The 24,052-nt window shown below is 56.8% G+C and carries 28 protein-coding genes and 1 pseudogene; 10 read left to right on the forward strand and 19 right to left on the reverse strand.

All coding sequences use genetic code 11. The features are described 5' to 3' along the window. Nucleotides 1–33: 33 nt before the first annotated feature. From ACFOFO_RS25640 to ACFOFO_RS25650, 3 genes are read right to left on the reverse strand one after another with little or no spacing between them, the layout of a single operon-like run. Nucleotides 34–768, reverse strand: coding sequence for a hypothetical protein (locus tag ACFOFO_RS25640; RefSeq protein ID WP_390328732.1), 735 nt, complete (start codon nucleotides 766–768; stop codon nucleotides 34–36). A 39-nt stretch (nucleotides 769–807) separates the two neighbouring features. Then, nucleotides 808–1,839 carry a tyrosine-type recombinase/integrase gene (locus tag ACFOFO_RS25645; protein WP_390328735.1) on the reverse strand — a complete coding sequence of 344 codons (1,032 nt, stop codon included), beginning with the start codon at nucleotides 1,837–1,839 and terminating at the stop codon, nucleotides 808–810. Nucleotides 1,840–1,855: 16 nt separating this feature from the next. Then, a complete protein-coding gene (locus tag ACFOFO_RS25650) occupies nucleotides 1,856–2,446 on the reverse strand; it encodes a hypothetical protein (RefSeq protein WP_390328738.1) in 591 nt (196 codons plus the stop codon). A 131-nt stretch (nucleotides 2,447–2,577) separates the two neighbouring features. Here ACFOFO_RS25650 and ACFOFO_RS25655 point away from each other — a divergent pair, with 131 nt between their 5' ends. Then, nucleotides 2,578–2,796, forward strand: coding sequence for a hypothetical protein (locus ACFOFO_RS25655; protein WP_390333431.1), 219 nt, complete (start codon nucleotides 2,578–2,580; stop codon nucleotides 2,794–2,796). 727 nt (nucleotides 2,797–3,523) lie between these two features. Here the strand turns inward: ACFOFO_RS25655 and ACFOFO_RS25660 are convergent. From ACFOFO_RS25660 to ACFOFO_RS25675, 4 genes are all read right to left on the reverse strand, one after another. Next, entirely contained in the window at nucleotides 3,524–3,817 is a 294-nt protein-coding gene (locus ACFOFO_RS25660) for a BrnA antitoxin family protein (RefSeq protein ID WP_390333433.1), read from the reverse strand. Then, the gene (locus ACFOFO_RS25665) at nucleotides 3,801–4,070 is read right to left on the reverse strand and encodes a BrnT family toxin (protein ID WP_390328744.1); all 270 of its coding nucleotides are present in this window, start codon (nucleotides 4,068–4,070) and stop codon (nucleotides 3,801–3,803) included. The genes ACFOFO_RS25660 and ACFOFO_RS25665 overlap by 17 nt, the downstream gene beginning before the upstream one ends. 475 nt (nucleotides 4,071–4,545) lie before the next feature. After that, on the reverse strand, nucleotides 4,546–5,523 hold the full coding sequence (locus ACFOFO_RS25670; RefSeq protein WP_390328746.1) for an ExeA family protein: 978 nt from the start codon (nucleotides 5,521–5,523) through the stop codon (nucleotides 4,546–4,548). Continuing rightward, nucleotides 5,513–6,217, reverse strand: coding sequence for a hypothetical protein (locus ACFOFO_RS25675; protein WP_390328749.1), 705 nt, complete (start codon nucleotides 6,215–6,217; stop codon nucleotides 5,513–5,515). The genes ACFOFO_RS25670 and ACFOFO_RS25675 overlap by 11 nt, the downstream gene beginning before the upstream one ends. 416 nt (nucleotides 6,218–6,633) lie before the next feature. Between ACFOFO_RS25675 and ACFOFO_RS25680 the strand changes: the two genes are divergently transcribed. The 3 genes from ACFOFO_RS25680 to ACFOFO_RS25690 all read left to right on the forward strand — a co-directional run bounded on the left by ACFOFO_RS25680 (nucleotide 6,634) and on the right by ACFOFO_RS25690 (nucleotide 8,302). Continuing rightward, on the forward strand, nucleotides 6,634–7,254 hold the full coding sequence (locus ACFOFO_RS25680; protein ID WP_390329407.1) for an NADPH-dependent F420 reductase: 621 nt from the start codon (nucleotides 6,634–6,636) through the stop codon (nucleotides 7,252–7,254). Nucleotides 7,255–7,343: 89 nt separating this feature from the next. Beyond that, nucleotides 7,344–7,760 (forward strand): nuclear transport factor 2 family protein, encoded by a 417-nt coding sequence (locus tag ACFOFO_RS25685; protein WP_390328752.1) that lies wholly within the window; start codon nucleotides 7,344–7,346, stop codon nucleotides 7,758–7,760. A gap of 50 nt (nucleotides 7,761–7,810) precedes the next feature. Continuing rightward, complete coding sequence (locus ACFOFO_RS25690; protein WP_390328755.1) at nucleotides 7,811–8,302, forward strand: ester cyclase; 492 nt, start codon at nucleotides 7,811–7,813, stop codon at nucleotides 8,300–8,302. A 234-nt stretch (nucleotides 8,303–8,536) separates the two neighbouring features. On the opposite strand, the gene ACFOFO_RS25695 is transcribed toward ACFOFO_RS25690, so the two are convergent. The 5 genes from ACFOFO_RS25695 to ACFOFO_RS25715 form a co-directional block, all read right to left on the reverse strand. Then, nucleotides 8,537–8,668: a hypothetical protein gene (locus tag ACFOFO_RS25695; RefSeq protein ID WP_390328758.1), complete on the reverse strand. Its 132-nt coding sequence runs from the start codon at nucleotides 8,666–8,668 to the stop codon at nucleotides 8,537–8,539. 301 nt (nucleotides 8,669–8,969) lie between these two features. Continuing rightward, a complete protein-coding gene (locus tag ACFOFO_RS25700; protein ID WP_390328761.1) occupies nucleotides 8,970–9,602 on the reverse strand; it encodes a class I SAM-dependent methyltransferase in 633 nt (210 codons plus the stop codon). A gap of 168 nt (nucleotides 9,603–9,770) precedes the next feature. Next, entirely contained in the window at nucleotides 9,771–9,950 is a 180-nt protein-coding gene (locus ACFOFO_RS25705) for a hypothetical protein (protein WP_390333435.1), read from the reverse strand. Nucleotides 9,951–10,013: 63 nt separating this feature from the next. Beyond that, complete coding sequence (locus tag ACFOFO_RS25710) at nucleotides 10,014–10,619, reverse strand: NADPH-dependent F420 reductase (protein ID WP_390328766.1); 606 nt, start codon at nucleotides 10,617–10,619, stop codon at nucleotides 10,014–10,016. A gap of 70 nt (nucleotides 10,620–10,689) precedes the next feature. After that, complete coding sequence (locus tag ACFOFO_RS25715; protein WP_390328768.1) at nucleotides 10,690–11,424, reverse strand: SDR family NAD(P)-dependent oxidoreductase; 735 nt, start codon at nucleotides 11,422–11,424, stop codon at nucleotides 10,690–10,692. A gap of 122 nt (nucleotides 11,425–11,546) precedes the next feature. Here ACFOFO_RS25715 and ACFOFO_RS25720 point away from each other — a divergent pair, with 122 nt between their 5' ends. The 4 genes from ACFOFO_RS25720 to ACFOFO_RS25735 all read left to right on the forward strand — a co-directional run bounded on the left by ACFOFO_RS25720 (nucleotide 11,547) and on the right by ACFOFO_RS25735 (nucleotide 14,713). Beyond that, nucleotides 11,547–11,918, forward strand: coding sequence for a winged helix-turn-helix transcriptional regulator (locus ACFOFO_RS25720; RefSeq protein WP_390328770.1), 372 nt, complete (start codon nucleotides 11,547–11,549; stop codon nucleotides 11,916–11,918). Between the two features lie 239 nt (nucleotides 11,919–12,157). Continuing rightward, a complete protein-coding gene (locus ACFOFO_RS25725) occupies nucleotides 12,158–12,382 on the forward strand; it encodes a hypothetical protein (protein ID WP_390328772.1) in 225 nt (74 codons plus the stop codon). Between the two features lie 595 nt (nucleotides 12,383–12,977). Further along, nucleotides 12,978–14,474 carry a hypothetical protein gene (locus ACFOFO_RS25730; protein ID WP_390328778.1) on the forward strand — a complete coding sequence of 499 codons (1,497 nt, stop codon included), beginning with the start codon at nucleotides 12,978–12,980 and terminating at the stop codon, nucleotides 14,472–14,474. Between the two features lie 44 nt (nucleotides 14,475–14,518). Continuing rightward, nucleotides 14,519–14,713, forward strand: a complete 195-nt coding sequence (locus ACFOFO_RS25735; protein WP_390328780.1) for a hypothetical protein — start codon at nucleotides 14,519–14,521, stop codon at nucleotides 14,711–14,713. Nucleotides 14,714–14,979: 266 nt separating this feature from the next. On the opposite strand, the gene ACFOFO_RS25740 is transcribed toward ACFOFO_RS25735, so the two are convergent. Next, nucleotides 14,980–16,032, reverse strand: coding sequence for a DNA-binding protein (locus tag ACFOFO_RS25740; RefSeq protein ID WP_390333437.1), 1,053 nt, complete (start codon nucleotides 16,030–16,032; stop codon nucleotides 14,980–14,982). A 170-nt stretch (nucleotides 16,033–16,202) separates the two neighbouring features. Between ACFOFO_RS25740 and ACFOFO_RS25745 the strand changes: the two are divergent. Both ACFOFO_RS25745 and ACFOFO_RS25750 read left to right on the forward strand, forming a co-directional pair. After that, nucleotides 16,203–17,367 (forward strand): annotated as a pseudogene (locus ACFOFO_RS25745) (tyrosine-type recombinase/integrase). A 49-nt stretch (nucleotides 17,368–17,416) separates the two neighbouring features. Continuing rightward, entirely contained in the window at nucleotides 17,417–18,010 is a 594-nt protein-coding gene (locus ACFOFO_RS25750; RefSeq protein WP_390328789.1) for a c-type cytochrome, read from the forward strand. A 125-nt stretch (nucleotides 18,011–18,135) separates the two neighbouring features. Here ACFOFO_RS25750 and ACFOFO_RS25755 read toward each other — a convergent pair whose 3' ends face one another. The 6 genes from ACFOFO_RS25755 to ACFOFO_RS25780 all read right to left on the reverse strand — a co-directional run bounded on the left by ACFOFO_RS25755 (nucleotide 18,136) and on the right by ACFOFO_RS25780 (nucleotide 24,050). Further along, nucleotides 18,136–18,573, reverse strand: coding sequence for a nuclear transport factor 2 family protein (locus ACFOFO_RS25755; protein ID WP_390328792.1), 438 nt, complete (start codon nucleotides 18,571–18,573; stop codon nucleotides 18,136–18,138). 113 nt (nucleotides 18,574–18,686) lie between these two features. Continuing rightward, a complete protein-coding gene (locus ACFOFO_RS25760; protein ID WP_390333440.1) occupies nucleotides 18,687–19,079 on the reverse strand; it encodes a c-type cytochrome in 393 nt (130 codons plus the stop codon). Nucleotides 19,080–19,196: 117 nt separating this feature from the next. Further along, the gene (locus ACFOFO_RS25765) at nucleotides 19,197–20,927 is read right to left on the reverse strand and encodes an FAD-dependent oxidoreductase (protein WP_390333441.1); all 1,731 of its coding nucleotides are present in this window, start codon (nucleotides 20,925–20,927) and stop codon (nucleotides 19,197–19,199) included. Between the two features lie 61 nt (nucleotides 20,928–20,988). Next, the gene (locus ACFOFO_RS25770; protein WP_390333444.1) at nucleotides 20,989–21,972 is read right to left on the reverse strand and encodes a transporter; all 984 of its coding nucleotides are present in this window, start codon (nucleotides 21,970–21,972) and stop codon (nucleotides 20,989–20,991) included. Nucleotides 21,973–22,115: 143 nt separating this feature from the next. Then, nucleotides 22,116–23,117 (reverse strand): branched-chain amino acid ABC transporter permease, encoded by a 1,002-nt coding sequence (locus tag ACFOFO_RS25775; protein ID WP_390328800.1) that lies wholly within the window; start codon nucleotides 23,115–23,117, stop codon nucleotides 22,116–22,118. A gap of 54 nt (nucleotides 23,118–23,171) precedes the next feature. Further along, nucleotides 23,172–24,050: a branched-chain amino acid ABC transporter permease gene (locus ACFOFO_RS25780; RefSeq protein WP_390333445.1), complete on the reverse strand. Its 879-nt coding sequence runs from the start codon at nucleotides 24,048–24,050 to the stop codon at nucleotides 23,172–23,174. Nucleotides 24,051–24,052: the final 2 nt, after the last annotated feature.

Here is a 24,052-nt window from a genome sequence, read left to right on the forward strand (position 1 = left end):
GTTAATGAAAGGTGGTTGATTTTGATAGGCGAATCAGGCCGGAATCAGGCCGTGTTTTTCTTTCACGGAGCGGGCCATCGGTCCGTATTCCTGAAAGGAGATTTCCTTGCCGTTGAGACGACGAAGCAGGTCCAATATCTCGGTGCCTGCCGCCCATCGAGCCGTTGTGCTCATCCGGTCGAGTGCGCCGCGGTCTTCGCAGACATACCCGTTCTTGATCAGCGCTTCAACGGCGTCGATGAGAGACGAATACGATGAGTGACCGGTGAAACCGTCCTCATCAAACGTCTGCAACCGATATTTGCCCGGTTCGCTAGCATCGGGCAATACGAAGGCCCACAGCGTTGCAGCCCGATTGTGATACTCGACGCCAGAAGGGTCACCGGCATTGCGGGTCATGACCACGTTGTAGGGCCGGTTGAACTTGCTCGCAATTTGGTACAAGTGCTGCACGAACGGATCTGGATCTTGGGCGCCCAACGGATATTCGCGGCGCAACGACTGCATGTGTTGAGTGAAATACATAGCTGCTCCTGGAAGGATCGAGGAACATGCCCCTTCGGGGATGTCCCCGAAGGATTGAGAAAATGCTGGATGCCCAGCTGCATTTACCGTGCGAACGCACGAGAAAATCCTGTCCGATGCGTCGACGCATGGGGCATGACATTCAAAAAAAAACAGTGGAGTGATGCGGGAACTACTGGAGATCGGGCCGAAGGCTCGAAGGTGATAGGCTGAAATAGTCGTCAGCTCGACTGAGTGGATCATAGCACCACTCTTTTGACTCGCGCAAGCGGGACGGTACCGCTATTTCCGTGTCAGATAAATGTTGATCGACTTCTGTTTGTGCAAACCCAGGAATTCCGTTACCTCCTCAGGCGGGGTGCCGCCTTCGAGCTCGTTGACAGCGAATGCATTGCGCAAGGTTCGGCCGCCGTGACGCGCGACGTCGATGCCGGCGCGAGCAAAGGTTTTTTTCGCCTGACGATACAGCGTGGCCTTGTCCAGCCTGACGCCTTTCTCGTTGGCCGGGAACAGCATTTGGTCAGGCATGTCCATGCGCTTGCGTTCCTCAACCCAGGCCAGCACATCGGGCGCGGCAAAGGCACGCAATTGCGTCTGGTGCCAGCGGCTGGTGCCGTCATTTGACGCCGCTGACACTGTGACCCGGATCGAGCCGTTATCGTTTGGCAGGCCGATGTTTTCGATATACATGCCGATCACCTCGGACACCCGCAGGCCTGCGCCTAGCATCAGACAAAGCATGGCGCGATCGCGCCGGCGCTTCCAGTTCTTCGGGAAGTCATTGATCTCGGGCAGTGCCGCCATGAAGGCCGCGATCTGTTCCGGCGACAAGCTGACCAGGTGGGCGTCCCTCCCTAACCCGCCGTCCTGTTTGGACGCATGAAACATGGCGTCCTTGGCCGGATTCGGCACCAGCTTCAGGTGTTCATACATTCGCTCCAGCAAACGAAGGTAGGACTTGCGAATCGATCTACTACTGAGATCGCGTGCCTTGCCGCGCTTTCCGGACATGCGCTCTTCCATGAAGGCGTCGATATCGCTGGCTTTCACGTCCAGCAGATGCAGCTGCCGGTGTTCCAGCCAGCGCAGGTATTTGCCAAACATGGACAGATAGACCTTCACGGACGATTCGCGGATTGGGCGCGGTGCTTCCTTGACATCGGGATCGGTGTCGACATCGTTTTCTGGCTTCGTCTTGGGCGCCTGATTGCGGCGCCCAAGTTCCACAAAAGCCGTTGATTCGACAAATTCCTTGAAGCTGGCCAGCGGCGCGTTGCGCCATAGTTCGTGCAAATTGGGGTCGACAGCGGTCATGATCAGTTGTCCAGGTTCAAAGCGACATCGGTTGCGCGGTTTTGCCGAGGTTGCGGTAGAGCGCGGCCTTTTGTTCAAAAGTGAGGTTACCAACGGCGTCGAGGATCTTACCAACCGGACGCAGCGCCGGATCGGGCAAGAACACATTAGGTATCTCGCGCCGTTCAGCCGGCACCAAATCCTTCAGCGCGTCGAGTGCTTCCGGCCGCGGCAGGGTGGCCACCAGATCGATGATCCGGTCGACGTTCGCCGGCGTTGCGATATCGGCGGCAGAGGCCAGCACCCGCATGCTGGCATGACCAATGCGGCGCAGTTCCGCTACCGGCAGCTGCAGCTGCAGCACGAACACGCGCGCCACCCGCATGTATTGGCTGGCCGCTTTCGGCTCGATCCCCTCTTCGACCAGGAATCGTCGGAAACTGCTGCCATCGGTGCGTCCGGCCCATTCGCCGCTGTCTTCCAGCACGCAAAGTAAGGCGCCAAGCCGCAGCCGCTGCAGGCCCATCGAGCGCTGTACGGCTTTCAGTGCGTCGTAGGCCGAAGCAGCCGGATCGGGCGCGGTGGCGGGATGGTTAAGGCAAGGATCGGCAACGGTCATGGCATTCATACGCATATCAAATGGGCTTTCAGGATGACGTGGAATTTTCCTCTGTCAAGCGGCAAGGGTCGGCACCGTTCCGTATAGGACGCATTGGGTGCCTGATGTCCTCTATGGACATCAACTGCCCTGTGCGCCACTTGAAAAAGCAACTTCCCCTATTCTGGCAGTGGCACGGCAAGCACAAACAGGATTTCGTGCGCGATCGCGAACGGCAAAACCTGCTATGTGTCCACGGCTGGCGCATCCTGCGCTTTTCGGCCGGCATGATCTATCAGCAATTGCCTGAACAGCTCGAGCATGTTGCGCTGGCACTGGCTACCGGTCCCGCGCCGATCTTGCCAGATCGGGTCGACTGAATGGGTCACGACCGTACTTTACATCAAAATGCAATTAACGATCCAGCCGTCAGTGTCCTCCCCGGTCGTTTTACCGTCCCGATTTTTCCGACCCCTCCTTGATTGGCGGTTTTGATTTACCGCCTCGACTCTGATCCACCTTCCATCAGGATCACCGATCCGATCGATTTCTTTGGGCATCACCGTGTCGCCTCTTGTTGCGCGGTCCTAGAAGGCATAGAAAGCTAAGAAAACCCAGAAAGCGCTGTGGGTTCCGGTAACCGCAGGTTGCCGGTTAGAAAGACCAGAAAGCTTAGAAAACATAGAAAGCGCAGAAAGCGTTGGGCGGGGTCGATGTCGGCGGGACGGTCGCCGGAGGGAGGATGGGGTTGTTGTTGGTTAAAATCGACTAGATCGTTAATTGCATTTCGTTTTATTGTAATCATTTTGCCTTTTTGATCTTCTTGGCTTTCTTGTTACAGGGGTGGCGCTGCGCGCCTGGCCAGCTGGATGATTGGAGGTGATGTTCTATAGGGAAGCGAGGACTCTGCGTTGTCCCATTGAAACGATGTCGGCAAACCCCATCTGTCAAGACAGGGGGTCCCGGTGCGCTCTTTAATCAACGGGGCGGGAATGACCCCGCGATCGGGATGAACCAAGCTATTTGTGGCCATCCCCCCCAAAAAAAACCAATCTTCGCTCTCACAGTGCCTAATTGACAATTCGCGGTTTTAGTCAAAAACACCTATTAATGGCGGTGCATGATGCCATGCGCCTTGGCATATTCACGCAGAGCGTCGTTCATGCGTGTCTGCCAGCCTTCACCGGTGGCCTTGAATGCTTCGAGTACGTCTCGGTCATACCGCACATTGACTGCCACCTTGTTGTTGTCCCCAAGGGGACGGCCGCGCCCCCGCATTGGCTTAAATTGCGCCAACTGTTCATCGCTCAACGGCAGCGCATCTGGATCACTCAGCGCGGCGGCCGTGATCGCCGCATCCTCTTCCTCGGTCGGCATCACAATTTTACGTTTGCTCGACATAATATTTCGCCTCTCTCAAATTGGCCTTTCTCAGACTAATAATTCTGCGCGCCTCTTCCCGATCAACAAAGACAACGCAATAAACGCGATCACCAATCATGCCCAAAGCGCACTCGCGCACCTCGCCGTACTCGCGGCGGTCATCACGCCAAACCAGCGCGGTTTCCCAATCAATGATTCGGGCTTCCAAGAGCGATACCCCGTGCTTTTTGAGATTCACCTGGTTCTTGAGCGGGTCGAACGTAATTTCCATTTATATTATTGTATCCACATAAAATAATCGGATCAACTTTTTTTTGTATCCACATAAATTAGTTTTTGGGGGCAATGGAACAGTGAACTGACTTAAGGATTTTGAGGTTTTTGGGCTAATTTTGCATTTTTGGGGGATTGGCACAAGTAGCCAAGCAGTGAAAGGAGAACAGGGCAGAACGTCGAGTGATATTGCGACACTACAAAATAGGCAACATCCTCAACATCACAATCTAAACACGCATCCCCGCAGCTGGTAGGCGCTTTTGTACCATGCCCCTGTGTGCGGCTTGCTCGCGCTATCTGTAGCGGCTCGCGTTTGAAACCGGCCGTGCTCGCATTCGACGCCGATTTCGGCTCGAATTAACTGCAAATGACGGCAGGCCCGTGCTCACGCTATCTGCAAATAAGCTTGCATTCAACGGCGCCGGCTCGCATTCCATGGTCGTCGGCTCACGCTAATTGCAAATGACAGCTCATATCGGCAAGCCAGCCGTCAGCATGCGTTCGCGGATCTCGGCCGTACGTTTCGGTTCGAGTTGGTTGTTGAACAGCGCGCGAATCTCGGCGGCCTTGGCGTCGAATTGCTCGGTCATGTCCTTGAGCCGGTAGCCGTGGCGCGCCAGCGTCGGCTCCAGGTCGTCGAGCTGGCGCGACAATATCGTCTCCACTAATTCCGCCGTAACCGGATTCTCGCCAGTCTGGTAGCCAGCTTCGAGCGCCAATGTCAGGTGCAACTGAACTTGCAGTGGCGTGCGCAGCTTGGTGGCCAGCAAGTCGATAGCCTCGGTCGTCAGAATCGTCTCGGACTCGGTCTCGGTCTTGTTGCCGGTACAAGCACCGAGCAGCCAATGGATGTAGTCACGTTGACTGCCGGTGACGCCATCGAGCGTGAAGATGTCGGTACGATAGCCGATTTCCTCCATCGTCGGACGGCGCAAGTCGTTGCGCAATTTTGGATGGCCCGCCAGGATCACCGACAGCCGGCCACCGACATCTTCCGCGAGCTCCATCAAGCGTTTCAAGCCAATGAGCGTGTGTCCGTTCAGGTCGTGCGCTTCGTCGATGAACAGTGCCACCGGACGCTTCCCTTTTTTAAGAAGCTCTTGCAATTCCCTGTCTCGCCGCTCATTTTGCTTGGGAATCTGGACCAGCTTGTCCTGCGCCAGGTCGTAGTAAAGCGCCGTAATCAGGGTGGCGAGCTTGATGCTGTGCTTCTCCACCGAAATCGATTTTGCGACGATCACGCGATTTTCCTCTTTTAGGATTTGCTGCAAGCGGCGCAGCGTGACGGTCTTGCCGCTGCCCACGACACCACAGACTGCGATCAGGCGTCCTTGCATGATCGCGCCCTTGATATCCTTGATGAGCTGCTGGTGATGCTCGGTTTCGTAGTAGCCCGCCTGGCTAAATGCTTGCGTCAATCCGTAGTGCTCCATTACTTCAACTCGCATGTTCCCCTCCTGTTTTTTTATTACGGAAATAATCTCGTATACGCGCCAGTACGACGCTGCGGGTTAGGGTTTCGCCCAGCACTTGGTCAATGAAGGCCCGATCTGCCGGCGCGATCTTGGCCAGAGGCTGTGCCAGGTCGTCGGCGATAGCGAGTTTGGCTGCGATGACACTGACGAAATGGTATTCATGTGCTTCGGCGTCAAAAGGTTGATGCGGAAGCGATATGGCGGTCGCCGATGGCGAGAGACGCATATCGCTTCCAGCTAAAGCGCTGATTGGCAGGTCCAGTTGGTCGGCGAGCGCGCGGATGCGGTCGGCCCGCTCGTCCGCCTTGCCGCGCTTGAACGCGCGGTAGCGGTGTAGCGGGACCGGCCCGGACACAGGGCGGTACGGTCCGAATTTCTCGGCATCGAACTCGACATACATTTCGTCGTCGAACAAGCCCCACAGCAGAACGACGGTCTCACCGGCCATGTCCGGCTCCACCTGGTAGGCGGTGCCGCCGATGGCAATGCGCGCGTCGACGCCGACCTTGCGGCGCTCCGGTTCGCGCGCGAAGCGGCAGAACTGCTCCCACGCGCACATGTCGCGTACGCCCTCGGCCGGCAGGTTGGCCAGCCAATCGTCCAGTCGGGATGCTTCTCCGAACGATGGCTCTGGTCGTTGTAACGCAGCAGGTAGCGCATCAGCCACTCGTTGGCCTGGCGTTCCGTTTCCGGCTTGTGGAAATGGTAAAGCGTTTCGTGCGCCTCCTTCACCGTCCTGAATGGGCGCTCGACCTTGCCTTTCGAACGGGCCGTCGTGCGTGTTCCATCCGTCCAACCTCATCACCCGCCAGACCCTCGGCTGGGAACCCGCTCAGCCCAGCCTGCTCGCCGATTTGGACAACGGCCATTACTTCCCTGCCGGCTGATGAGCTGAGGCAGGGAGCCGAGTCGCAACGAGCCCGGCGGACAGCAATGTCGCGATGCCGTGATCCGTTCGACCAAAGGCTCTGTCCGACCCGGGGATGGCATGAGGGATGACGCACGCGGCTCGGCACACACGAAATATTAACCGGGGGATGCCCCGTTTAGAGACTACTAGCAATACCCCAACTCACGAGGAAACTGCACATGAACACTATCAGCATCATCGGCTCAGGAAGCATGGCCGCGGCGATCGGCGGCCGTATCGCCAAGGCTGGACACACCGTCGAGGTGGTCAGCCGCGACCCCGCCAAGGCGCAGGCGTTGGCCGACCAGCTTGCAGCCGGAGCGATCACGTACGGCGCCGCGCCAGCGGGCGACATCGTCATCCTCGCCGTGCCGTACAGCAGTGCGGCGTCGGCGGTGGCCGATTACGGGGACGCGCTCGACGGCAAGGTGATCATCGACATCACCAACCCGGTCGCCCCCGACCTCTCGGGCCTCGTTACCCCCAGCGGCAGTTCTGGTGCGCAGGAGATTGCCAAGGGCGCGCCCGCCGGCGCGCATGTCGTGAAGGCGTTCAACACCATCTTCGGCCACGTACTTGCCAAGGGTGGACGCCTCGACGCGTTCATCGCAGCCGACGATCCGGAGGCCAAGGCGCGCGTCTCAACGTTCCTCGATAGTCTCGGGCTGCGTCCGTTGGATGTCGGCGGCCTGCACATGGCCCAGACGCTCGAGGCGCTCGGCCTCCTGATGATCGGCCTGGCCAAAAACGGCGCCGGCACTTGGGACATCGCCATGAAAGTCGATATCGGCTGAATCACTGACACCACGTCCTCACCGGCAGGTCCACAACATACAACGATCAGATCGGACACGATCCGATGTAAGGAAAAGGAGAGATTTCAATGAACACAGGCGAGAATGTTCAGATTGTGAAGGATTTCTTCGCAGCAATCGGCCGCAGCGATAGGCAAGCTGTACGGGCGTTGTCTGCCGAAGATATTGAGTGGATCATTCCGGGCGAAGACTGGCCGCTGGCCGGCACTCGCCGCGGGCACGCGGGATTGGCGAATTTGCTTCAGACGTCATCCGAGACGATGGAAACTTCATTCATGGAGCCCCGCGAATTCGTAGCGCAGGGAGATCGGGTTCTGGTCGTCGGCTTCGCTAGGGGGAAAATCAAAGCCACGAATAGGACGTGGGAGGACCATTGGGTCTTCGCCATTACCGTTCGAAATGGCAAACTGACGAACATCCGGGAGTATATCGACACGCAAGCACTGGCGCGGGCCTCAGAGATGGCCGCAAGCCCCAGGCCCTGACCCATCGAGACCGATACCACACGAAACGATTCGTAAAGTCAGCGAAAACGTTGAACAGCGGCAACGCCTTGCCGAAGCACCGAATGGTCGGTAACCGACTGCGCAAAGGATTGATGATGCTTAATAATGAAGAAACCGTCAGAGAACTCTACGCCGCCGCGGAAGGGAGCGGGAGAGACATCGCGAAGTTTGTCTCCTTCTTCTCCGATGAAGAATATATGTACGACATTCCTTCCGGATTGAAGTTGCACGGGCAGGCTATTGGCGACGCTATCGACGCCTTCGCAAATGCATTTCCTGATGTTCACCGTGAGCTATTCAACATCTATGTCGCGGAGAACATCGTAGTCGTCGAGCTCGCAACTCGGGGGACGCATAAAGGTGAGCTCAGACTTGCCTCAGGGACTGTCGCTCCAACGGGCAAGGCAATAGATGTCCCGAGCTGCGATGTCTTTCACCTTGAGCGTGGAAAGGTCATATCCTTTAACTGCTACAACGCGGCTTCCGTACTGCAGCAGCAACTTGGCCTTGCCAGCAGCTGAGGGACTGTCCCAGCGGCCCCAGGGATATGCCCCGGCCGGCACCGATCTAAGCGCACTTTCGCGCTGGATGCCTGGTCAGGGAAATTCGGTTGTTGCCTCGCCCGAGGAGAGCGCACGAGACGAGTTTTCAAGGGCATTGCGCGAAGCCGGTTTGCAGGTAAGCGGCGCTCCCGTCATGGATGGTGTGAATTTTCGGCGTATAGGAGCCATTTCATTGTCTGCGTTAAGGCGCCACTAGATTGTCGGCGTAATGGTGCCACCAGATTTCCGGCGTAATGGCGCCACCGCATTGTCGGCGTAATGGCGCCAGCAGATCGTCGGCGTTAAGGCGCCACTTTGCCCGCCCTGAGCATTTTCAGCAGTCATCGTCCGACTCCTTCGCTTGGGCCAAATCACCAATTTCAGCGGGGACAAGGGAAGCACCATAGCCGAGGATTTCGACGAAGGTGACGACAGAGCGCTCGTAGGTCACCGGTTTATCCTGTTGCGAAAGCGGGTCCGGGTCCGCGGCAAGCCGGATCAGCCGCCGTCCTCCCCGAGGATGCCTTCGGCGGCGTCGCGGTCGACGAAACGCACTCGGACACCCGCCGCGCTCCCGCCGACAGGTCGAGAGGCGACAAGCGTGCCTTCGCGTCGGTCAGGTCGCACCAGTCGCCACCGGCACCTGTCAGGGCTTCACGAACCGATAGGCGAAGCGATCGGTCTCGCCCTTGATCGAGGGATCGAACACCTTGATCGAGTGCGGATCGTCCTTGTTCGCGAGCATGGTGCTTTCCGCGTCCAGTACGAAGCCGGCCGCCTCCACCTCCTCGCGAACGGATGCAGGCTCAATCCGATGCAGCGACTGGGCGTCGCTCGTGCCCGCCCCGACGGCGGCGGCGTGGTCTACGATGACGTAGGACCCACCGGGCTTTAGCCGCTCGTAGACAGCTCGATTGAAGTGGGCCGCCGTTGCGCCCCTGGCCTGGATCAGCGCGGTGTGGAGATCGTGGTAGAACAGGTGCAGCCATAGGACATCAGCAAGTTGGGTGGCCTCCGGCATCGCTACGAGGTCCGCCGAGACGACTTCGACGTTCTCTCGGCCCGGCTCCTTCGCGAGCGTCCGCATGCGGCCGACCGAATCGTTCTTCACGTGGGCGATCTCGGCCGGCACGAAGCTGTAGACCCGTCCTTCGGGTCCCACGATGTCGGAGAAGAGACGGGTCCAGTCGCCGTCGCCTGGGTAAACGTCGATGACGGTGGAGCCCGCATCGACTCGTGCGAATCGGATCAACTCGGATAGCTTGGATTGGTCGTACATCGGGATCTCCTTTACGGTTGGGCATTCGACGAGCGCGCGGCGTTTGGGGGGGGCAATCTGCGGCTTATCCACCGTCTACCCCGATCCGATCCAGGCCGCGTGACTGGAATGACTGAGGCGGTCGATGACGCCCCGCCCGGCTCGGCCGGACGGGGCGTCCGCGCTTATTCAGACGGCCGAGAGACCGCCGTCGACGGCCAGGTCGACCCGGTTCACGAAGCTCGAGTCGCCGAGGCGAGGAACACCGCCGCCGCGATCTCCTCGGGCCGGACCATCTGCCCAGCTGTTGAAGGTGCGAGCGGAGCGAAAAATCTGATCAAGCAACTGGTCGTTTAAAGCGGAAGTCATAGATAGACCCCATTCAGATCAAAGGATATTAGGCGGGATAACATCATGATATGCCATCACAATTCATCCGTCGAACTTGACCAGGTCCTTAAAGATCAGTTGACCCCAGCTATTTCCGCGCGCCTGCACAAGCAGTCCACCTTCCGAAAGCCCGCCAAGTTTGATCGGCGCGAAACCAAGTTTTTCCGCAAGCGCACCAATCTCCGCTGCGGCGCCGTCATCGTCGCTCGCCAGGAACACGACTCGCCTACCACCATGTACGGCCGGATCTTGGTCAAGGACGGCAGCGACCAAATGGTTGAAGCCCTTCACCAGTCTTGCACCAGTGAAGGCCTGCGCGACGACCTTGGCAGAAGAAGGTTGTCCACCCAGTTGCTCAGGGGACACGCCGTAGGCATTGGTCACATCGATGATGGTCTTTCCCTTCCAGGTCGGCAGCGCCTTCGCGACATCCTTGTGCGACTCGAAACGGACAGCCAAGAAGACGATGTCCGCCTTGACGGCTTCCGCCAGTGTTTTGGGAATGATCTCGGGTCCGATTGCGGCCGCGGCGGATGCAAAGCTTTCCGGGTCGCGCGTGGTTGCAACGGATACTTCCATGCCGTTGCGGGCAAACGCCTTGGCCAGGGCCTGGCCGATATTGCCGAAGCCGATAATTGCGTAGCTCATATATTCTCCTTGGGTTTAGCACGCCCTACGGGCTCCGAATATCGAATGGAGCGCCGTAGGGCGAAGCACGTCAGAGTTGCGCTAGGCCGCCGTCGACGGCGACCTCGCTGGCGGTCATGAAGCTGCTGTCCGACGACGCGAGAAAGGCAGCCGCCGCCCCGACCTCCGCCGGATCGCCCATGCGCTGGAGCGCAGTCATCGAGCCGTAGGCCTTCAGGCCCTCCTCGCCTAGCGCTTCCTTCGCGAGTTCGGTCGCAGTCGCCCCGGGCGACAGCACGTTTACTCGGATGCCGGTGCCCTTCAGGTCCTCCGCCCAGGTCCGCGCGAGGTTGCGCACTGCCGCCTTGCTCGCGCTGTAGGCGGTGAACGCCGGGGCGCCCGTGGTGCCGGCGCTCGATCCGGTCAGGATGATCGAACCGCCCTTGCCCATCAGCGGCAACGCCTTCTGGACCGTGAAGATCGTACCCTTCACATTGATGTCGAAGGTTTCATCAATGTGCTTGGCGGTGATCTCGCCGAGCCGAAGCTGGCTTCCTACCCCGGCATTGGCGAAGACGATGTCGAGGGTTCCGCGCTCGGCCTTCACCGCCGCGTAGAGTCGGTCGAGGTCGGCCTCATCCGAGACCGAACCCTTCACCGCGCGGGCATTGGGCCCGAGCTCAGCCACAGCGGCGTCGAGCGCTTCCTGCCGGCGGCCGAAGATGAAGACGAAGGCGCCCTCCTCGATGAAGCGCTTTGCTGCGGCGCGGCCGATGCCAGTAGCGCCGCCGGTGATCACGGCGGTCTTTCCATTCAGTCTGTTCATGTCATGCATCCTTCGTTGGAGTTGTACGGAAGCAGGGATCTGCTTACTTGAAACCAAGTATGGACTTGTGATATCCTAAGGTAAAGTATGCACCTTTTGGTAAGTATCAAAGAAAGAAAAGAATGACGACGCCTTCTCAAACCTGCGGTACCGGCGGCTTCTCCTGCGGGCTCGACGCCACGCTCCGCATCATCTCGGGCAAGTGGAAACCGCTGGTCCTGTTTTTCCTGCGCGACGGCCCGAAGCGCTACGGCGAGCTCAAGCGCTTGATCCAGGGAGTCAGCGACAAGGTGCTGATCCAGCAATTGAAGGATCTGGAGGCCGATCACGTGCTGGTGCGGACCGACTACAAGGAGGTGCCGCCGCGCGTGGACTACGCGCTGACCCCGCTCGGTCGCAGCTTGGCCGACGCGATCGTCCCGCTGTGCACCTGGGGAACCGAGAACATGGCGGAAATGGCAAGCATCTTCGCCAAGCGCGACACTTTGCCCTAGCAGGATGCTGAAGAACCGCTGAGTCGGACGACCCTCCGCATTCGTGGGAGGGCGGCAGGTCGAATTCTTCCGATCAGACTGTCAGGATGCGCGGTTTGGGCGCTCTTGCCCATGTTTTGTGGCAGCGATCTCTTCAGGCATCCCTAGACGCACGACGCCATGCCAAGTAGCTCCGTTTAAACGACCTCCGCCAGTTCTAAAAAACCTCCGTTGGACTCACGTTCTCCAGCACGACCATCGTGGCCAAGCGCTCGAGCAACGTCGACCAGGAGACACTTCGGCTGGTCGGCGAGGGAGTGGCGAGATACCGGCTCAAGGACATGACCGAGCAGTTTGACGCCAAAGCGGCCGAAATCCGCGCGATGTTCAGCAACCAGCTCAAACCGAAGCGGACGGCCGAAATCCGCGAGCGCATGCTGGCGGCGGGCTTGCCGATGTCATTTGCAGTTAGCTTGAGCCGGTAGGCATGGAATGCGAGCCAGCGCCGTCGATTGCAAGCTCATTTGCAGATAGTGTGAGCACAAGCCCTCCGTCATTTGCAGTTAATTCGAGCCGAAATCGGCGTCCAATGCGAGCACGGCCATTTTCGAACGCGAGCCGCTACAGCTATCGGCATAGCGCGCCTCGACGTCGGCTAGCTGCTGCTCGAACATTTCACCGTCCGGCGCATCGGCACGCAAATCTGGCGCTCGCCAAATCTGGTTTTTGCAGCGCCAACGCGAGCATCATTTCGTGATCACGATCGGCCCCCAGGCTGAGCATGTCGGCATCGCGCTCTTTGGGGTCCTTTTAATTCCCATGCGTAACCACGAGCTCGGGGTTATGCAACGGAAAACGAGTGGACCCCGTCATCCATTGAAAGTTTTACTACCCCGACCTGGGCATTGAATACGCTACACTGCCAATCCTGCTATTTTGTAGTCCGAGCCATTTCTAGTGACGCTGCTCCAACCAACGATCACGAGAATCCCGGCAAGCCGCTACCCTGCGTCAAAAACGAAACGGTAGTCAAAGCGTCAATTGACGCTGGTCGCAACTTCGCACATGAGAGGACCTAAAGTGGGGGATAAATTCATCATCTGGACATCGGAGGACTGGACGACCTTTGCAAAAGCATTCATGAAAACGTTCCCGGACAGAGATGCTAGTGATGCTCGTTTCAGGGTAAAACGAGCAGAATTCGACATGATCCAGAAAAAGATCTTTACCGCGGACAAACAGCGCGCGATTTTCAGCAGCGTCCTCGGTAAAGCCACCAAGCGCATTAAGCCGATCATTGAAGCGCTCAAAGTGGGCGAGCCGGTTGCCAAGGCGTCCCAATTGATCCGCATAATCTGGACTGACGCCGATTACCGGGCCGTTGCCAACAAGCTCCATCTGATGCGCCCAGACCTGAATTTGCTCTTTGCCGAGACGCCATCCGGCTTTTCTATCGCCGAATTCGACGAGGCCCAGACTGCGCTGCCACTGGAAAAAAGACGCCCTTCGTTGAGTTCGTCTTACTACGCAGCGAAGTTGAAAAAGGCGTATAAGCAGATCCAGGAAGGCACTGATGCGACCACCATCACCCGTATCGGCGCGCGAAGCGAATTCCTGACGATACAAGCAGAAGAGCAGAAAGAGGCCACGAAAAGCACGAAGATATTCTGGAATGAGGCCGATTGGGACAAGCTGGCTGCGACCATCCATCGGCGCAATCCGCATGCACAATACCTTGCTTCGGAAACCTTGATTGGACTGACGGCCGATGAACTCACCGATGCACAGCGCCATGGCCTGTCTGCAGACCGCCGCCGCTCTCCGAAGGCGATCTACAAGAGCATGACGAAAAACCGGGCCGAACTTATTGCGGCGTTCAGCAAGCTTCGAACCCGCCTCGAGACGGAAAAAACTTCGGTAGCGACGACAATCGAGGAAAAAGAAGAGAAAACGCCACAAGAGTTGGTACAAGCGGTTGCCACCCAACCAACCACCGCACCCAATCAACCCCAAGCCATGCTCCAGTCACAGCCCGCCGTTGCTGCGCAGCCGGCCACGCCGGTCGCATCATCCGCACCGTTGGCGACGCCGCCGCAACTGCAGGCCGCCAATCCCCTGGTGGAGGCGGCTCGTCCTTTCGTGGCAATGGTCGCGCAGGAATTGTCCAAGGCGCTGGCTGAGACATTTGGCGCCAAACTCTTTGAAATGATGCTGCAGGGCGAATTGACCGGAAAACTCCCCGCGCCCATTTCTGCGCCGGCCGCGGCACCCACATCATCGGGTCAGACCGTAGCCGATCCGGATGGCTCTGCCGTCAGTATCAAGAAAGGCGGCGTGCCGCCCTCCGGCGGTGCCACACCGGCAGCGGAAAATCATAAGCTGAATGAGCAAGCCTCGCACGCGGATTCAGACGACGAAGACGAGGATGACGACCGCCAGCCGCCGTTTGATCCGCGCCTGCCAGATCCTGCGCTGCAAACGCGAAGCTCCTTGTTTATCGAGCCGAACGAGGCACGGCCGCATTTTCACCGCCAAAAGTGGCCGCATAAAAAAGGGCGTTTCAAGAAACATTCTTAGGATCAGTGGCGTATTGTCTCGACATGCATAACGGAGAAAGAGTGATGGAAAAAGAGCAGCCAATTCCTCTCGAAAACTTAAAAGAAACACTTCGGGAGAAGCACATCCTTGCGGCCAATTCGATCCTTGCCCTTGCCCGCAACGAAATCAGCGCGACAGATGCGAGTGCAATAGCGGAGGACCTGAACTCTTTCATCAGAAAAGTAGAATTGGCGATTTCAAGCAAGTCTGCAAAATGAATACGGGAAATTCGGCCGCGATAAAGGTCAGCCGGCGGCGCGCCGGCGATGCTAAATATGTTTTGGTGAGGTCATGGAGCGTGCATCCCTGGCGCGCAGTATGACATGTGCACGCGCCAGTTCCTCGATGGTGGGTACCGCCCGCCGGAGTGCTGATGGCGCCGTGCGTTCGGACGATTTTCGGGGTTCTGCCAGACGCTCTCCGCTAACCACGCCTCAACGTAAAGTGATGCCGTTGGCGCGCAGCCAAAGGTTATTTAAATAGTTTATTCGGCCTTCGGTTTGCGTGACGCCCGTTGGGGTTTAACCGACTCTCGTAGCTCGGCAGCTATCCGCTGGTATTCTTCGGCCTGATGACGCCAATTTTCCGCCTCGCTGCGCATCATCGATGCTTGCGCGGTAGCATCTGCCAATTGCACTTGGGCGGCCTTGAGTTCACTCACGATCAAATCCCTATTTGCCGTGACGGCTTGCAGATTGCCTTCCAGCATACCGATTTTTTGCCGAAGACCACCAAGTTGGTCCTGGATCGCCGCCGTTTCCGAGCGGTGGCGCTCTGCGGCTTGATTGGCGGCCGCACGGACAGTATCCAACTCTTTCTGCAGCTTGGTGCCAGCACTTCGTTCACGATCGATCTCCAGCAGTGCCCGCGTTTCGGCTGCCCTGAAACGCTCATCGGCCAGTTGCGCCGCCGCGCGCAGCTTGTCCAGTTCTGCCGTGAAGTCCCGGCGCGCATCTTCGAGCCTCTGCTGATGCGCCGCATTTTCTGCCTTCGCCTGCTGCACTTGCGATTCGAGGGCGGCATTGGTGGCGCCATCGGCCGCTAGTTGTTGGCCAAGCGCTGCAATTCGCTCATTCGCCTGGTCGAGCGCCTGTTGTACCTTTTGGAACGTCTGGTGGGCCTTATCGCGATCGGCCTCGACTGCCGCAAGCGCCGCTTTCGCCTCAAACACCGCAACCTGCGCTTCACCTTGGAAGGAAGCCAAGGTTTCACGAGCCTGAGCCTGTGCCGCCGACCACAACGTCGCAATTAAGTCACCAGCTGCAGTTTTGAGCGCTTCGGGCAGATCCGGATGCTCGATCCGCACGCGGCTCTTTTCCCTGAGATCCTCCCAAAATTTATTGAGTGCTTCGGCCGGCGCGGTCATACTTCCCTTGCGCACGAGTTGATACAGCTTATTTGCCGTTGGCGTCATCCCATAGCGGAAGAACAGCAACACGCAGACCTCGCGATACAGATCCTGCGTCTGCGTAAACTCCTCGCGCAAGCGATCGATGTCTGCAAGAAGCTGTTTTTCAGTGGCGGCGGCGGTATCCATGGCGCGTTTTCGGCAAGTTGTATTGATAAATACTACTACGTATTACGTTAAATATACAACTTCCATTCCTGTAAATATGACATTACTGTTATAATGTCGAACATTATCGGAATGTGCCAATTCCAGATGCGTCAGCGCTCGTCATGCCTTCTGCCAATTTACATCCCGCTATGCTTCCCGCGCTCGCGACGATCGAAAGCATACAACTGCCCTCCCACACCGATGGCCGCGATGGCACCACCGGGCTACCGGCAATCGCCCGCAAATCGCTGCCAACCACGATGTCGATGCGATCAAGGCATGGCTCGCGCGCTTCCTCGATACCAAGACCACGTTCGACAATTACCGCAAGGAAGCTGAACGCCTGCTGCTCTGGTCGACCATCCAGCTGAGCAAGCCGCTATCGTCACTCACGCATGAGGATCTGCTGGTCTATCAACAGTTTCTGTCCGATCCGCAACCGGCGACGCAGTGGGTGATGCGCGATGGCCGCAAGTTCGCGCGCGCACATCCAGAGTGGCGGCCGTTTGCCGGCCCGCTCTCCCCTGCCAGCCAGCGCCAGGCGATCATCATTCTCAATACGCTGTTCTCGTGGCTGGTCAATGCCGGTTACCTGGCCGGCAACCCACTGTCGCTGTCGCGTCAGCGCGCCCGCAAGGCAAAACCACGCATCACCCGTTACCTCGATGAGGACTTATGGAACGAAGTAAAAATGACGATTGATTTGATGCCGAAGGAATCGGTTCGGGAACGCGAACATTACTATCGCGCACGGTGGCTGTTTTCTTTGCTGTACCTGTGTGGCTTGCGCATCTCGGAAGTCGTCGGTAACAACATGGGCGGTTTTTTCTGCCGTCGCGACAAGGATGGCGAGGAACGCTGGTGGCTCGAAATCCTGGGCAATGGCGATAAACTGAGGATCGTGCCAGCAACCAATGAGCTGATGGTCGAACTGGCGCGCTATCGCAGAGAAAAAGGCCTTGCACCTTTTCCATTACTTGGCGAACAGATTCCCCTTCTGTTACCGATCGGCGGCAAGCACCGCTCGATGACCCGAGGAGCGGTGCATTCAATCGTGAAGCAAGTTTTCGAAAATACAGCCGGCAGGCTCAGGCAGCGAGGACCGGAATGTGATGCGATTGCTGATCGGGTAGAACAAGCATCGGCGCATTGCGGCGTACGGCTGGATCCCACATGGCCAACAGCGACGTCGATCTGCGCCATGTTCGCGACAATCTGGGCCACGAATCGATCAGCACAACGAGCAATTACTTGCATTCATCCGATGACGAGCGGCACCGGGAGACCGAATTGCGACATAAGATTAAATGGTAGGACATGAACAACGATCAGCTCTACTGAGCACTGACAAGAGGATATCCACATGGACATAGCACTCCTTCTGGTTCGCTCCGCAGTTGCCATCCTCATCGCTACGGCGATCGCGCCGGCCGAGGCCGCCGGCGACCCGGCGCGGGGCGCCCACGCGTTCCAAGCCTGCGCCGCCTGCCATTCGGTCGAGCCTGGAGAGCACATGACGGGCCCCAGCCTTGCCCACGTGTGGGGCCGCAAGGCCGGCACGGCCGAAGGCTTTCCGCGCTTTTCCGACGCGCTCAAACGCTCCGGGGTCGTCTGGAACGCAGCGGCCCTCGACGCATGGCCGCGCAATCCAGCCGGCTTTATCCCGGGCAATCAGATGACGTTTCAGGGACTCCCGAACGGCCAAACGCGCAGCGAACTGATTGCCTATCTCAGGCTCATGTCCGAGGGCAAAGGCGCTGCTCCAAGCGGCGCGACGCCGGCGCTGCCGAACCTTAAAGCGGCGGACCCGAAGCGCCGCATCGCCGCCATGCGCTACTGCGGCGACACCTACTACGTCACGACAGCCTCCGGCCAGAAAATCGCCTTCTGGGAGTACAACCTGCGCTTCAAGACCGACTCGACCAAACACGGCCCAGCGCGCGGCCAATATCCTTGATGCGAGGCTGATCACGCGTCATAGCCGTGCATCACCTTAAGTTCCAAAAAAACGAAGCATGTCACTAGCCTATGTGTTGGTAACTCATAGGTTAGCTCCCTCAAACGATTTAGAAATGGATGAGCTTATTGTTTTCCATTTAGCCAAGGATAACGTGCTGTGTCGCTCCCCTCATAGTCGGGGTCAAGATAAATGAAGCAACGCTGGATCTTGAAATTTCGAATCTCGAAAACATCGCACCAACGACCCGCATGCGTCACGCCAGCACGCCAATCAACACCCGACTGGGTTTTGCCATAGCTTGTCCCCTCAACGACAACTAAGTCTCCCTGCTGGATGACATTCAGATATGCCATGTCATGTTTAAACTTGGCAACGACCAGCCCAAGATCCATAAACAATTTTTCAAACTGCAGACGGCCGCTAGCTATTCCCCATTTTGGGAAATAGACTTCGGCATTGTCGTCGAACAGATCGAAAACCCCCTCACCGCGATCCAGTCGCTTGAGATACTCGAATGCAACGGCCTTGCGCTGCTCATCAGTCATATTTGCGATTTCCATTTTTATCATCTCTCAATTAGTCAATCCGTAGTTACAACAAGAACTATGCAGTGGTGCCATGTCCGTCAAAAAATATTGCTTCACTCGTGTTCAGTCGCTCATTGTCATCGTTCCTATTGGAGCGACGACAGGAAGCGGATTAACTTTTTCCGCTTGGATGCATCATCCTGCGAATAAACCATGCCGCTTCCTGGAGCGACGACCTGGGTATCCGTGAGCCAGCGATCCAGCAATTTTTCGTCCCAGGTCTGTCCCTCCATCGCTTTCTTGAAACGTTCGGAGTAATTGAAGGCAACGGCTGTGCCCGCCTTGCGACCGATAATCCCGAACAGGTTAGGGCCTTGGCCGGGTGGCTCCCCTTTTCCAAAGGTATGGCACGAGCCGCAGTGGTTGACTGCCATCGCCTTTGCTGCAGCCAGATCATCTGCACCAAGTGCGTTGGAGTTGTATGAAATGGCACCCAAAGTCATTAATACGATCGCATACTGTTGAATCCTCTGGTACATACACGGCTCTCTAAAATTGGCAAACGCAATTTGCGCTGCATTTTGACAAAAATTGAAACTATGCTGATAGTGCCGATACGTCCCCCCGTACCAACACCCCCAGCGAAGTGGGTAAAACTACTTTTTGATCGGTTCAGCGTTTGCTGCATTCGCCGCGCGGTAAGCAAACGCCAGGATCGGCCCCAGTGTTGCGCCACCGGCCCAGTACGCACCGCCTGAAGCGGATGCCACACAGTTCCCGACGCCATAAAGACCGGGGATAGGTTTATCCTGATTGTCCAGAACCTTGCCGTCAGTGCTCGTCTTCGGTCCGCCCTTGGTATCGAGTGTGCCTCCGGTAACCAAGGCAGCATAGTACGGGCCGCTGTCGCTGAGCGGCCACATGGTCGCGTTCTTCCTGCTTGGCTCGTCTTTCACGTCGCCGTTAAAAAGCTGCTCCACGACCCTATCGCCGCGATGGAAATCGAGATCTTTACCGGTTTTGGCGAAATCGTTGAAACGGGTAATGCTTGCCTTGATATTCGAAACGAAGTCATCCGATAAGCGCATTCCGCCAATCACTCCCTGATATTTCTTCAGACGCGCGCTGATGCCGACTACAAGTTCCTCAATGGTGTTGCCCTTGATCACATGGCGATCGTCGGCCCCAGGTGGTACGATCAGCCGTCCATATTCGGAACTCGCGGAATGATCCTGGGAACGCTGGTCCCAGATCGACATGAGGACTAGATTCGGATATTCGGCTTTTTGCCCATCCCACTCAAAAAATTTTTGGGCCAACTCATTGTATTGAAGCTTTTCATCGACAACCCGCTTACCGTACTTGTTGACAAGGATCATCGAATCGCCCGCATTCGAGAACATACCGGACATGGAGCCATCGCGAGCGACCGCCTTCTCTAATGAGATCGGACACATCCAGGCATGGTTCATATTTCTCAGTTGAACCCCGAGTGTGCTGGAAATGCGAATAAAGTCGCCCTCATTTGATAGGGCAGCACATCCGCCATAGAGCGGGAAATTGAGGAAATTCTTGCGCAACTCAGGGTCATGTGTGAAACCACCTGTCGCAAAGATTACCCCCTTGCGCGCGCGTACTCTTAATATGCCTCCTTCGTCGGTCAGTGCTTCGACGCCAATCACCGCACCTTTGGCGTTTTGAATCACGCGCTGCACACGGTGGCCGGTCTTGATGACCACGCCATCGCGCTTCGCTGCAGCCGACAACGTGCGGGTGGCAACCTGACCGCCATCCGACATGCTTGCGGCGCCATCCTTCGGGAACAGCACACGACCGGTCTTTGCCTTGTCCTCCAGTTCAGCAAAATAATCGGGTACCGGGGCCACATGGCGGTACGGCAGCGCTCCTTTCTGGGAAAGCAATTCCGCTGCCGGCGAGGCACTGTCATAAATCGCCTCGCACATTGCGTATTCCCACTCCGTCAGGCCAAAGCGCGGATGGCTGGGATCGTAGTACTGTGGTGCGGTGAGGCGCGCCACATAACGCAGAAAATCCGGTTTCGGATCTTCCATACCCGCTGCCTTCATGGCCGCGTTGTTCGGCACCCAATACCAGTAGGCCGCCTTGAATGAGGTACCGCCGAGCGAAGCGGCTTTTTCCAGGACCATTACTTTATTGCCATGCCAGCGTGAAAAGAGCGCTGCAGGCAAGCCCCCGCCCCCGCCTCCGACTACTACGATGTCGTATTCAGCGTCGAAAGTTGCAGCTTGCGCCTCCGCAGCGCCGAGCGTCAGGCCCACGGCGGCGGTACCGACTCCGGCAGCCAGTCCCACTCCGCCTTTTTTAAGAAAATTGCGGCGCGAATTCTTGATAGCCTTCTCATCCATTTCAATGCTCCTTTTCTATTTTTAAAAATACCCATTCGTTGGCAACAATGAGGCAGTCCTGTCACCAGTAATGCCAGTACTGCACAAACAGGCCATCGGTCAAGGAGGTATTTTTTCCGTTCACGCTTTTTGCGTAATGCACAGACAACTGATCGTAGGTTTTTTGCTGGCGCCAGATGGAAGTCATCCCCGGCTTGAGTTGAAACAAGACACCGGCGCCAAGCGCAAGCTCCCTGCTGTCGGAGCCTCCGATTTCAACGCGCGTCAATTTATCGACTGTCCTTGTTGTCTTCTGGTAATCCATCGAGACGAACGGAATCGCAAACGGATCTGACGGTGGAGATATGCTGTAACCCAGTCTCAAATTGGCGTGCGTCGTATTGCCGGGCGCCAGATCGTCGACTCCCGTCTTGTGCGTTGTCCCGCGCAGGATGCCTCCGATCAGCAAATCAAGGTTCACGTTCCCCATCCACTGGTTGACGAATACAGAAGGCCAGAACGACCAGGTGTTGGTTGACACCTGCGAAGCGCCGATTGGCGCCTGAACATAGGCCTGCATCCCGACGGTAGTATTCGGCGCCGGGTTAGTCCAGGCGAGTCCGCCCACCAACGGATCCCCAATACCGCTAGCCGAGAATCCCGGCCCCTGAACGCGAATTTCAGGAACGGTAGCGCTAACAACAAATCCCCAATTGGGAAGAGCATCCAGCTTGAAGTAGTGCAGTCTTGACGACAGGCCGACAAAAGTATCGCCACCGGTTCCCGCTGCTTTTTTTCCGGAACTATCGAATACTTTCCTATCGTTGTTCCATTCAGCCTCCTGGCCGAACGAATCGTAGGGATCTTTAAAATCGGTACTAAATTGAAAACTCTGCGGGCGATTTCCCGCAAATGGGATACCGCCGGCGCTTGCATCCGTCGCTGCGCCGACAAATCCGAGGGTGGCCAAGGCAGCTGAAATGGCCGTGTACCTAACTCCTAATTGTCTGTCCCGTGATCGAGCATGCGATACCTGTGTTTGTGAGGTCGAAGAAAAATAGCTCATGTGTGTCTCCATGGTTTTATATTTAATTTTTAGTGCTTATTGAATTGGCCGCAATCTCACGAATATTTAGCAACGCCCTCCCTTCTCCATTTATTACAATTAAAGATAGCTGGATTACATTTCAAATATAAGAGTCGGTCATATCAGCGCTCTTTGATCCGAAGTCGGCGTTGTACCGGGAAAAACCTGACATCGTATTTTCTTTGTACGAACCCCCACAATCCTTCCTTGAACAGAAGCGTAATAACGATCGCAAGCAGCCCCAGTTCGACCAGATACCAGGTGCCATAGTCGGATAAGAATTTATTGAGTGCCCAGAAAATCACGGCACCGAGAATTGGTCCTTCGATCGTGCCAAGTCCGCCAATCATCACAATAAAAATCGAGAATGCGGTCCAATTCACGGAAAATGCAGCGTCTGGCGAAATCCGCAAATTGCCAAGAAAGTACAAAGCGCCAGCGAGACCTGCGCCGAACGCGGCGACAATATATACCGCAAGCTTGGTCGACTTGACGTCAATTCCTTGAGATTCGGACGCCGTTTCCGAGTCGCGGATTGCCAGCAAGGCTAAGCCTTGTTTGCTGCGTAAAAACCAATACGTCAGCCCTATCGTCGCCACCACGGCAGCCAGCGTCATCCAAAAGGTGACAGATTCACGCGTTGCTTTTTCAATGTCCTGTAATGCGGTCAGGCTCGTGCCAGACCCACCGCCAATGGCAGAAGCATTGGCAAACGAAAGCCGAAATACTTCCGCAATAACCCATGTACCGATCGCGAAATAGCCGCCCTGCAAACGAAATGCAAGCCTCGATACCGGGACGGCGATGAGCGCGGTAAGGACTGCTGCAAGCGGAACCGCAACGAACGGATTGACCGCCATCTTATTCGCCATGATGACCAGCATATAACCGCCGAATCCAAGGAAAGCCTGTTGACCGATCGAAACCATCCCACCGTAACCAGCCAACAGGTTCCACATGCTCGCAAAAATGAAATAGCACGCAATCTGGGTGAATTCGCGCATCCAACTTGGGTCAGCCCACCACGGCATGGAGCATGCGACCACAATCAGAATGACAGCAAAGCCTGCGCCAAGTTGACTAGCGCGCGTCTTTCGTTGAACCAAAAAATCGAATGTATTCATAGCGCTTCAATTACCTTGTAGTTATGCGTCTTCGCTATCACGGGTTTAATTCCATCAGCGTGTTTTAGGAAATAGCCCTTGCGGGCGAAAAACCAACATCAGCAAAAATGCGATATGGCCGAACCAGATTCCCCATCCCGGATCGATGCGAAATCCGATACCCTGCGTGGCGCCCAAGATAAGGCCTCCGGCAAACGTTCCCCAGAACGAGCCCATGCCGCCGATGATCACGGACTCGAACGCGTATAGCAATAATGCCGGACCGTCTGTCGGTGAAAAGGTCGTCCGCATGCCTTGCAAAGTGCCGGCAATGGCAATCAACACAAAGGCGATAGCAGTAGCCAGCGCATAAACGTGCTTTGAATCCAATCCCATCAGTTGCGCAATGTCTTTATCGTCCGAAGTGGCGCGAAACGCACGGCCGACGGCGGTTTTATCAAACAGCCATTGCATGCCGAATGCAATAATGATCGCCATCACAAAAATCATGAGCGGCAATACGCCAACCACCAAACCGCCAGCAAGCTGAATACTTTCGGTACTGAGCCCACCGGTCTCAATGGCGCGGGGATCGGAGGTGAACATCTCCGTGAGCACGTTTTGAATGACGATAGAAATGCCGAACGTCACGACCAGCGAGGGCAACGGATCTTTTCCCAATGTTCCGTTCAAAACAAATCGTTGCAATCCGTAACCAAATGCGAACGCGCACGGCAATAGCAGCAACATGGCAAGCCAGGGTGTCGAAGCGGTGTTGACACCAAAAATCGACAGCAGCGCGAAAGCAGAAAATGCTCCAAAAATAATGAAGTCGCCATGCGCCGTATTGGTGATTCGCATAACGCCGAACATCAGCGATTGGCCCATCGCGAACAATGCGTAGAGGCCGCCAAGCATGATGCCTTGCAGAAGAGTGTCGATCCAACTAATCATGT

Source organism: Pseudundibacterium arcticum (assembly GCF_042646465.1).
GTDB lineage: Bacteria > Pseudomonadota > Gammaproteobacteria > Burkholderiales > Burkholderiaceae_D > Undibacterium_A > Undibacterium_A arcticum.

Coding starts and splice junctions, on each gene's coding strand:
- ACFOFO_RS25710 (WP_390328766.1), bottom strand. CDS start 10,619: ATGAGCTACGCAATTATCGGCTTCGGCAATATCGGCCAGGCCCTGGCC.
- ACFOFO_RS25665 (WP_390328744.1), bottom strand. CDS start 4,070: ATGGAAATTACGTTCGACCCGCTCAAGAACCAGGTGAATCTCAAAAAG.
- ACFOFO_RS25650 (WP_390328738.1), bottom strand. CDS start 2,446: ATGAATGCCATGACCGTTGCCGATCCTTGCCTTAACCATCCCGCCACC.
- ACFOFO_RS25775 (WP_390328800.1), bottom strand. CDS start 23,117: ATGAATACATTCGATTTTTTGGTTCAACGAAAGACGCGCGCTAGTCAA.
- ACFOFO_RS25705 (WP_390333435.1), bottom strand. CDS start 9,950: ATGACTTCCGCTTTAAACGACCAGTTGCTTGATCAGATTTTTCGCTCC.
- ACFOFO_RS25685 (WP_390328752.1), top strand. CDS start 7,344: ATGAACACAGGCGAGAATGTTCAGATTGTGAAGGATTTCTTCGCAGCA.
- ACFOFO_RS25765 (WP_390333441.1), bottom strand. CDS start 20,927: ATGGATGAGAAGGCTATCAAGAATTCGCGCCGCAATTTTCTTAAAAAA.
- ACFOFO_RS25760 (WP_390333440.1), bottom strand. CDS start 19,079: ATGTACCAGAGGATTCAACAGTATGCGATCGTATTAATGACTTTGGGT.
- ACFOFO_RS25735 (WP_390328780.1), top strand. CDS start 14,519: ATGGAAAAAGAGCAGCCAATTCCTCTCGAAAACTTAAAAGAAACACTT.
- ACFOFO_RS25640 (WP_390328732.1), bottom strand. CDS start 768: ATGATCCACTCAGTCGAGCTGACGACTATTTCAGCCTATCACCTTCGA.
- ACFOFO_RS25750 (WP_390328789.1), top strand. CDS start 17,417: ATGGACATAGCACTCCTTCTGGTTCGCTCCGCAGTTGCCATCCTCATC.
- ACFOFO_RS25755 (WP_390328792.1), bottom strand. CDS start 18,573: ATGGAAATCGCAAATATGACTGATGAGCAGCGCAAGGCCGTTGCATTC.
- ACFOFO_RS25740 (WP_390333437.1), bottom strand. CDS start 16,032: ATGGATACCGCCGCCGCCACTGAAAAACAGCTTCTTGCAGACATCGAT.
- ACFOFO_RS25670 (WP_390328746.1), bottom strand. CDS start 5,523: ATGCGAGTTGAAGTAATGGAGCACTACGGATTGACGCAAGCATTTAGC.
- ACFOFO_RS25700 (WP_390328761.1), bottom strand. CDS start 9,602: ATGTACGACCAATCCAAGCTATCCGAGTTGATCCGATTCGCACGAGTC.
- ACFOFO_RS25660 (WP_390333433.1), bottom strand. CDS start 3,817: ATGTCGAGCAAACGTAAAATTGTGATGCCGACCGAGGAAGAGGATGCG.
- ACFOFO_RS25715 (WP_390328768.1), bottom strand. CDS start 11,424: ATGAACAGACTGAATGGAAAGACCGCCGTGATCACCGGCGGCGCTACT.
- ACFOFO_RS25695 (WP_390328758.1), bottom strand. CDS start 8,668: ATGACTGCTGAAAATGCTCAGGGCGGGCAAAGTGGCGCCTTAACGCCG.
- ACFOFO_RS25720 (WP_390328770.1), top strand. CDS start 11,547: ATGACGACGCCTTCTCAAACCTGCGGTACCGGCGGCTTCTCCTGCGGG.
- ACFOFO_RS25770 (WP_390333444.1), bottom strand. CDS start 21,972: ATGAGCTATTTTTCTTCGACCTCACAAACACAGGTATCGCATGCTCGA.
- ACFOFO_RS25645 (WP_390328735.1), bottom strand. CDS start 1,839: ATGACCGCTGTCGACCCCAATTTGCACGAACTATGGCGCAACGCGCCG.
- ACFOFO_RS25780 (WP_390333445.1), bottom strand. CDS start 24,050: ATGATTAGTTGGATCGACACTCTTCTGCAAGGCATCATGCTTGGCGGC.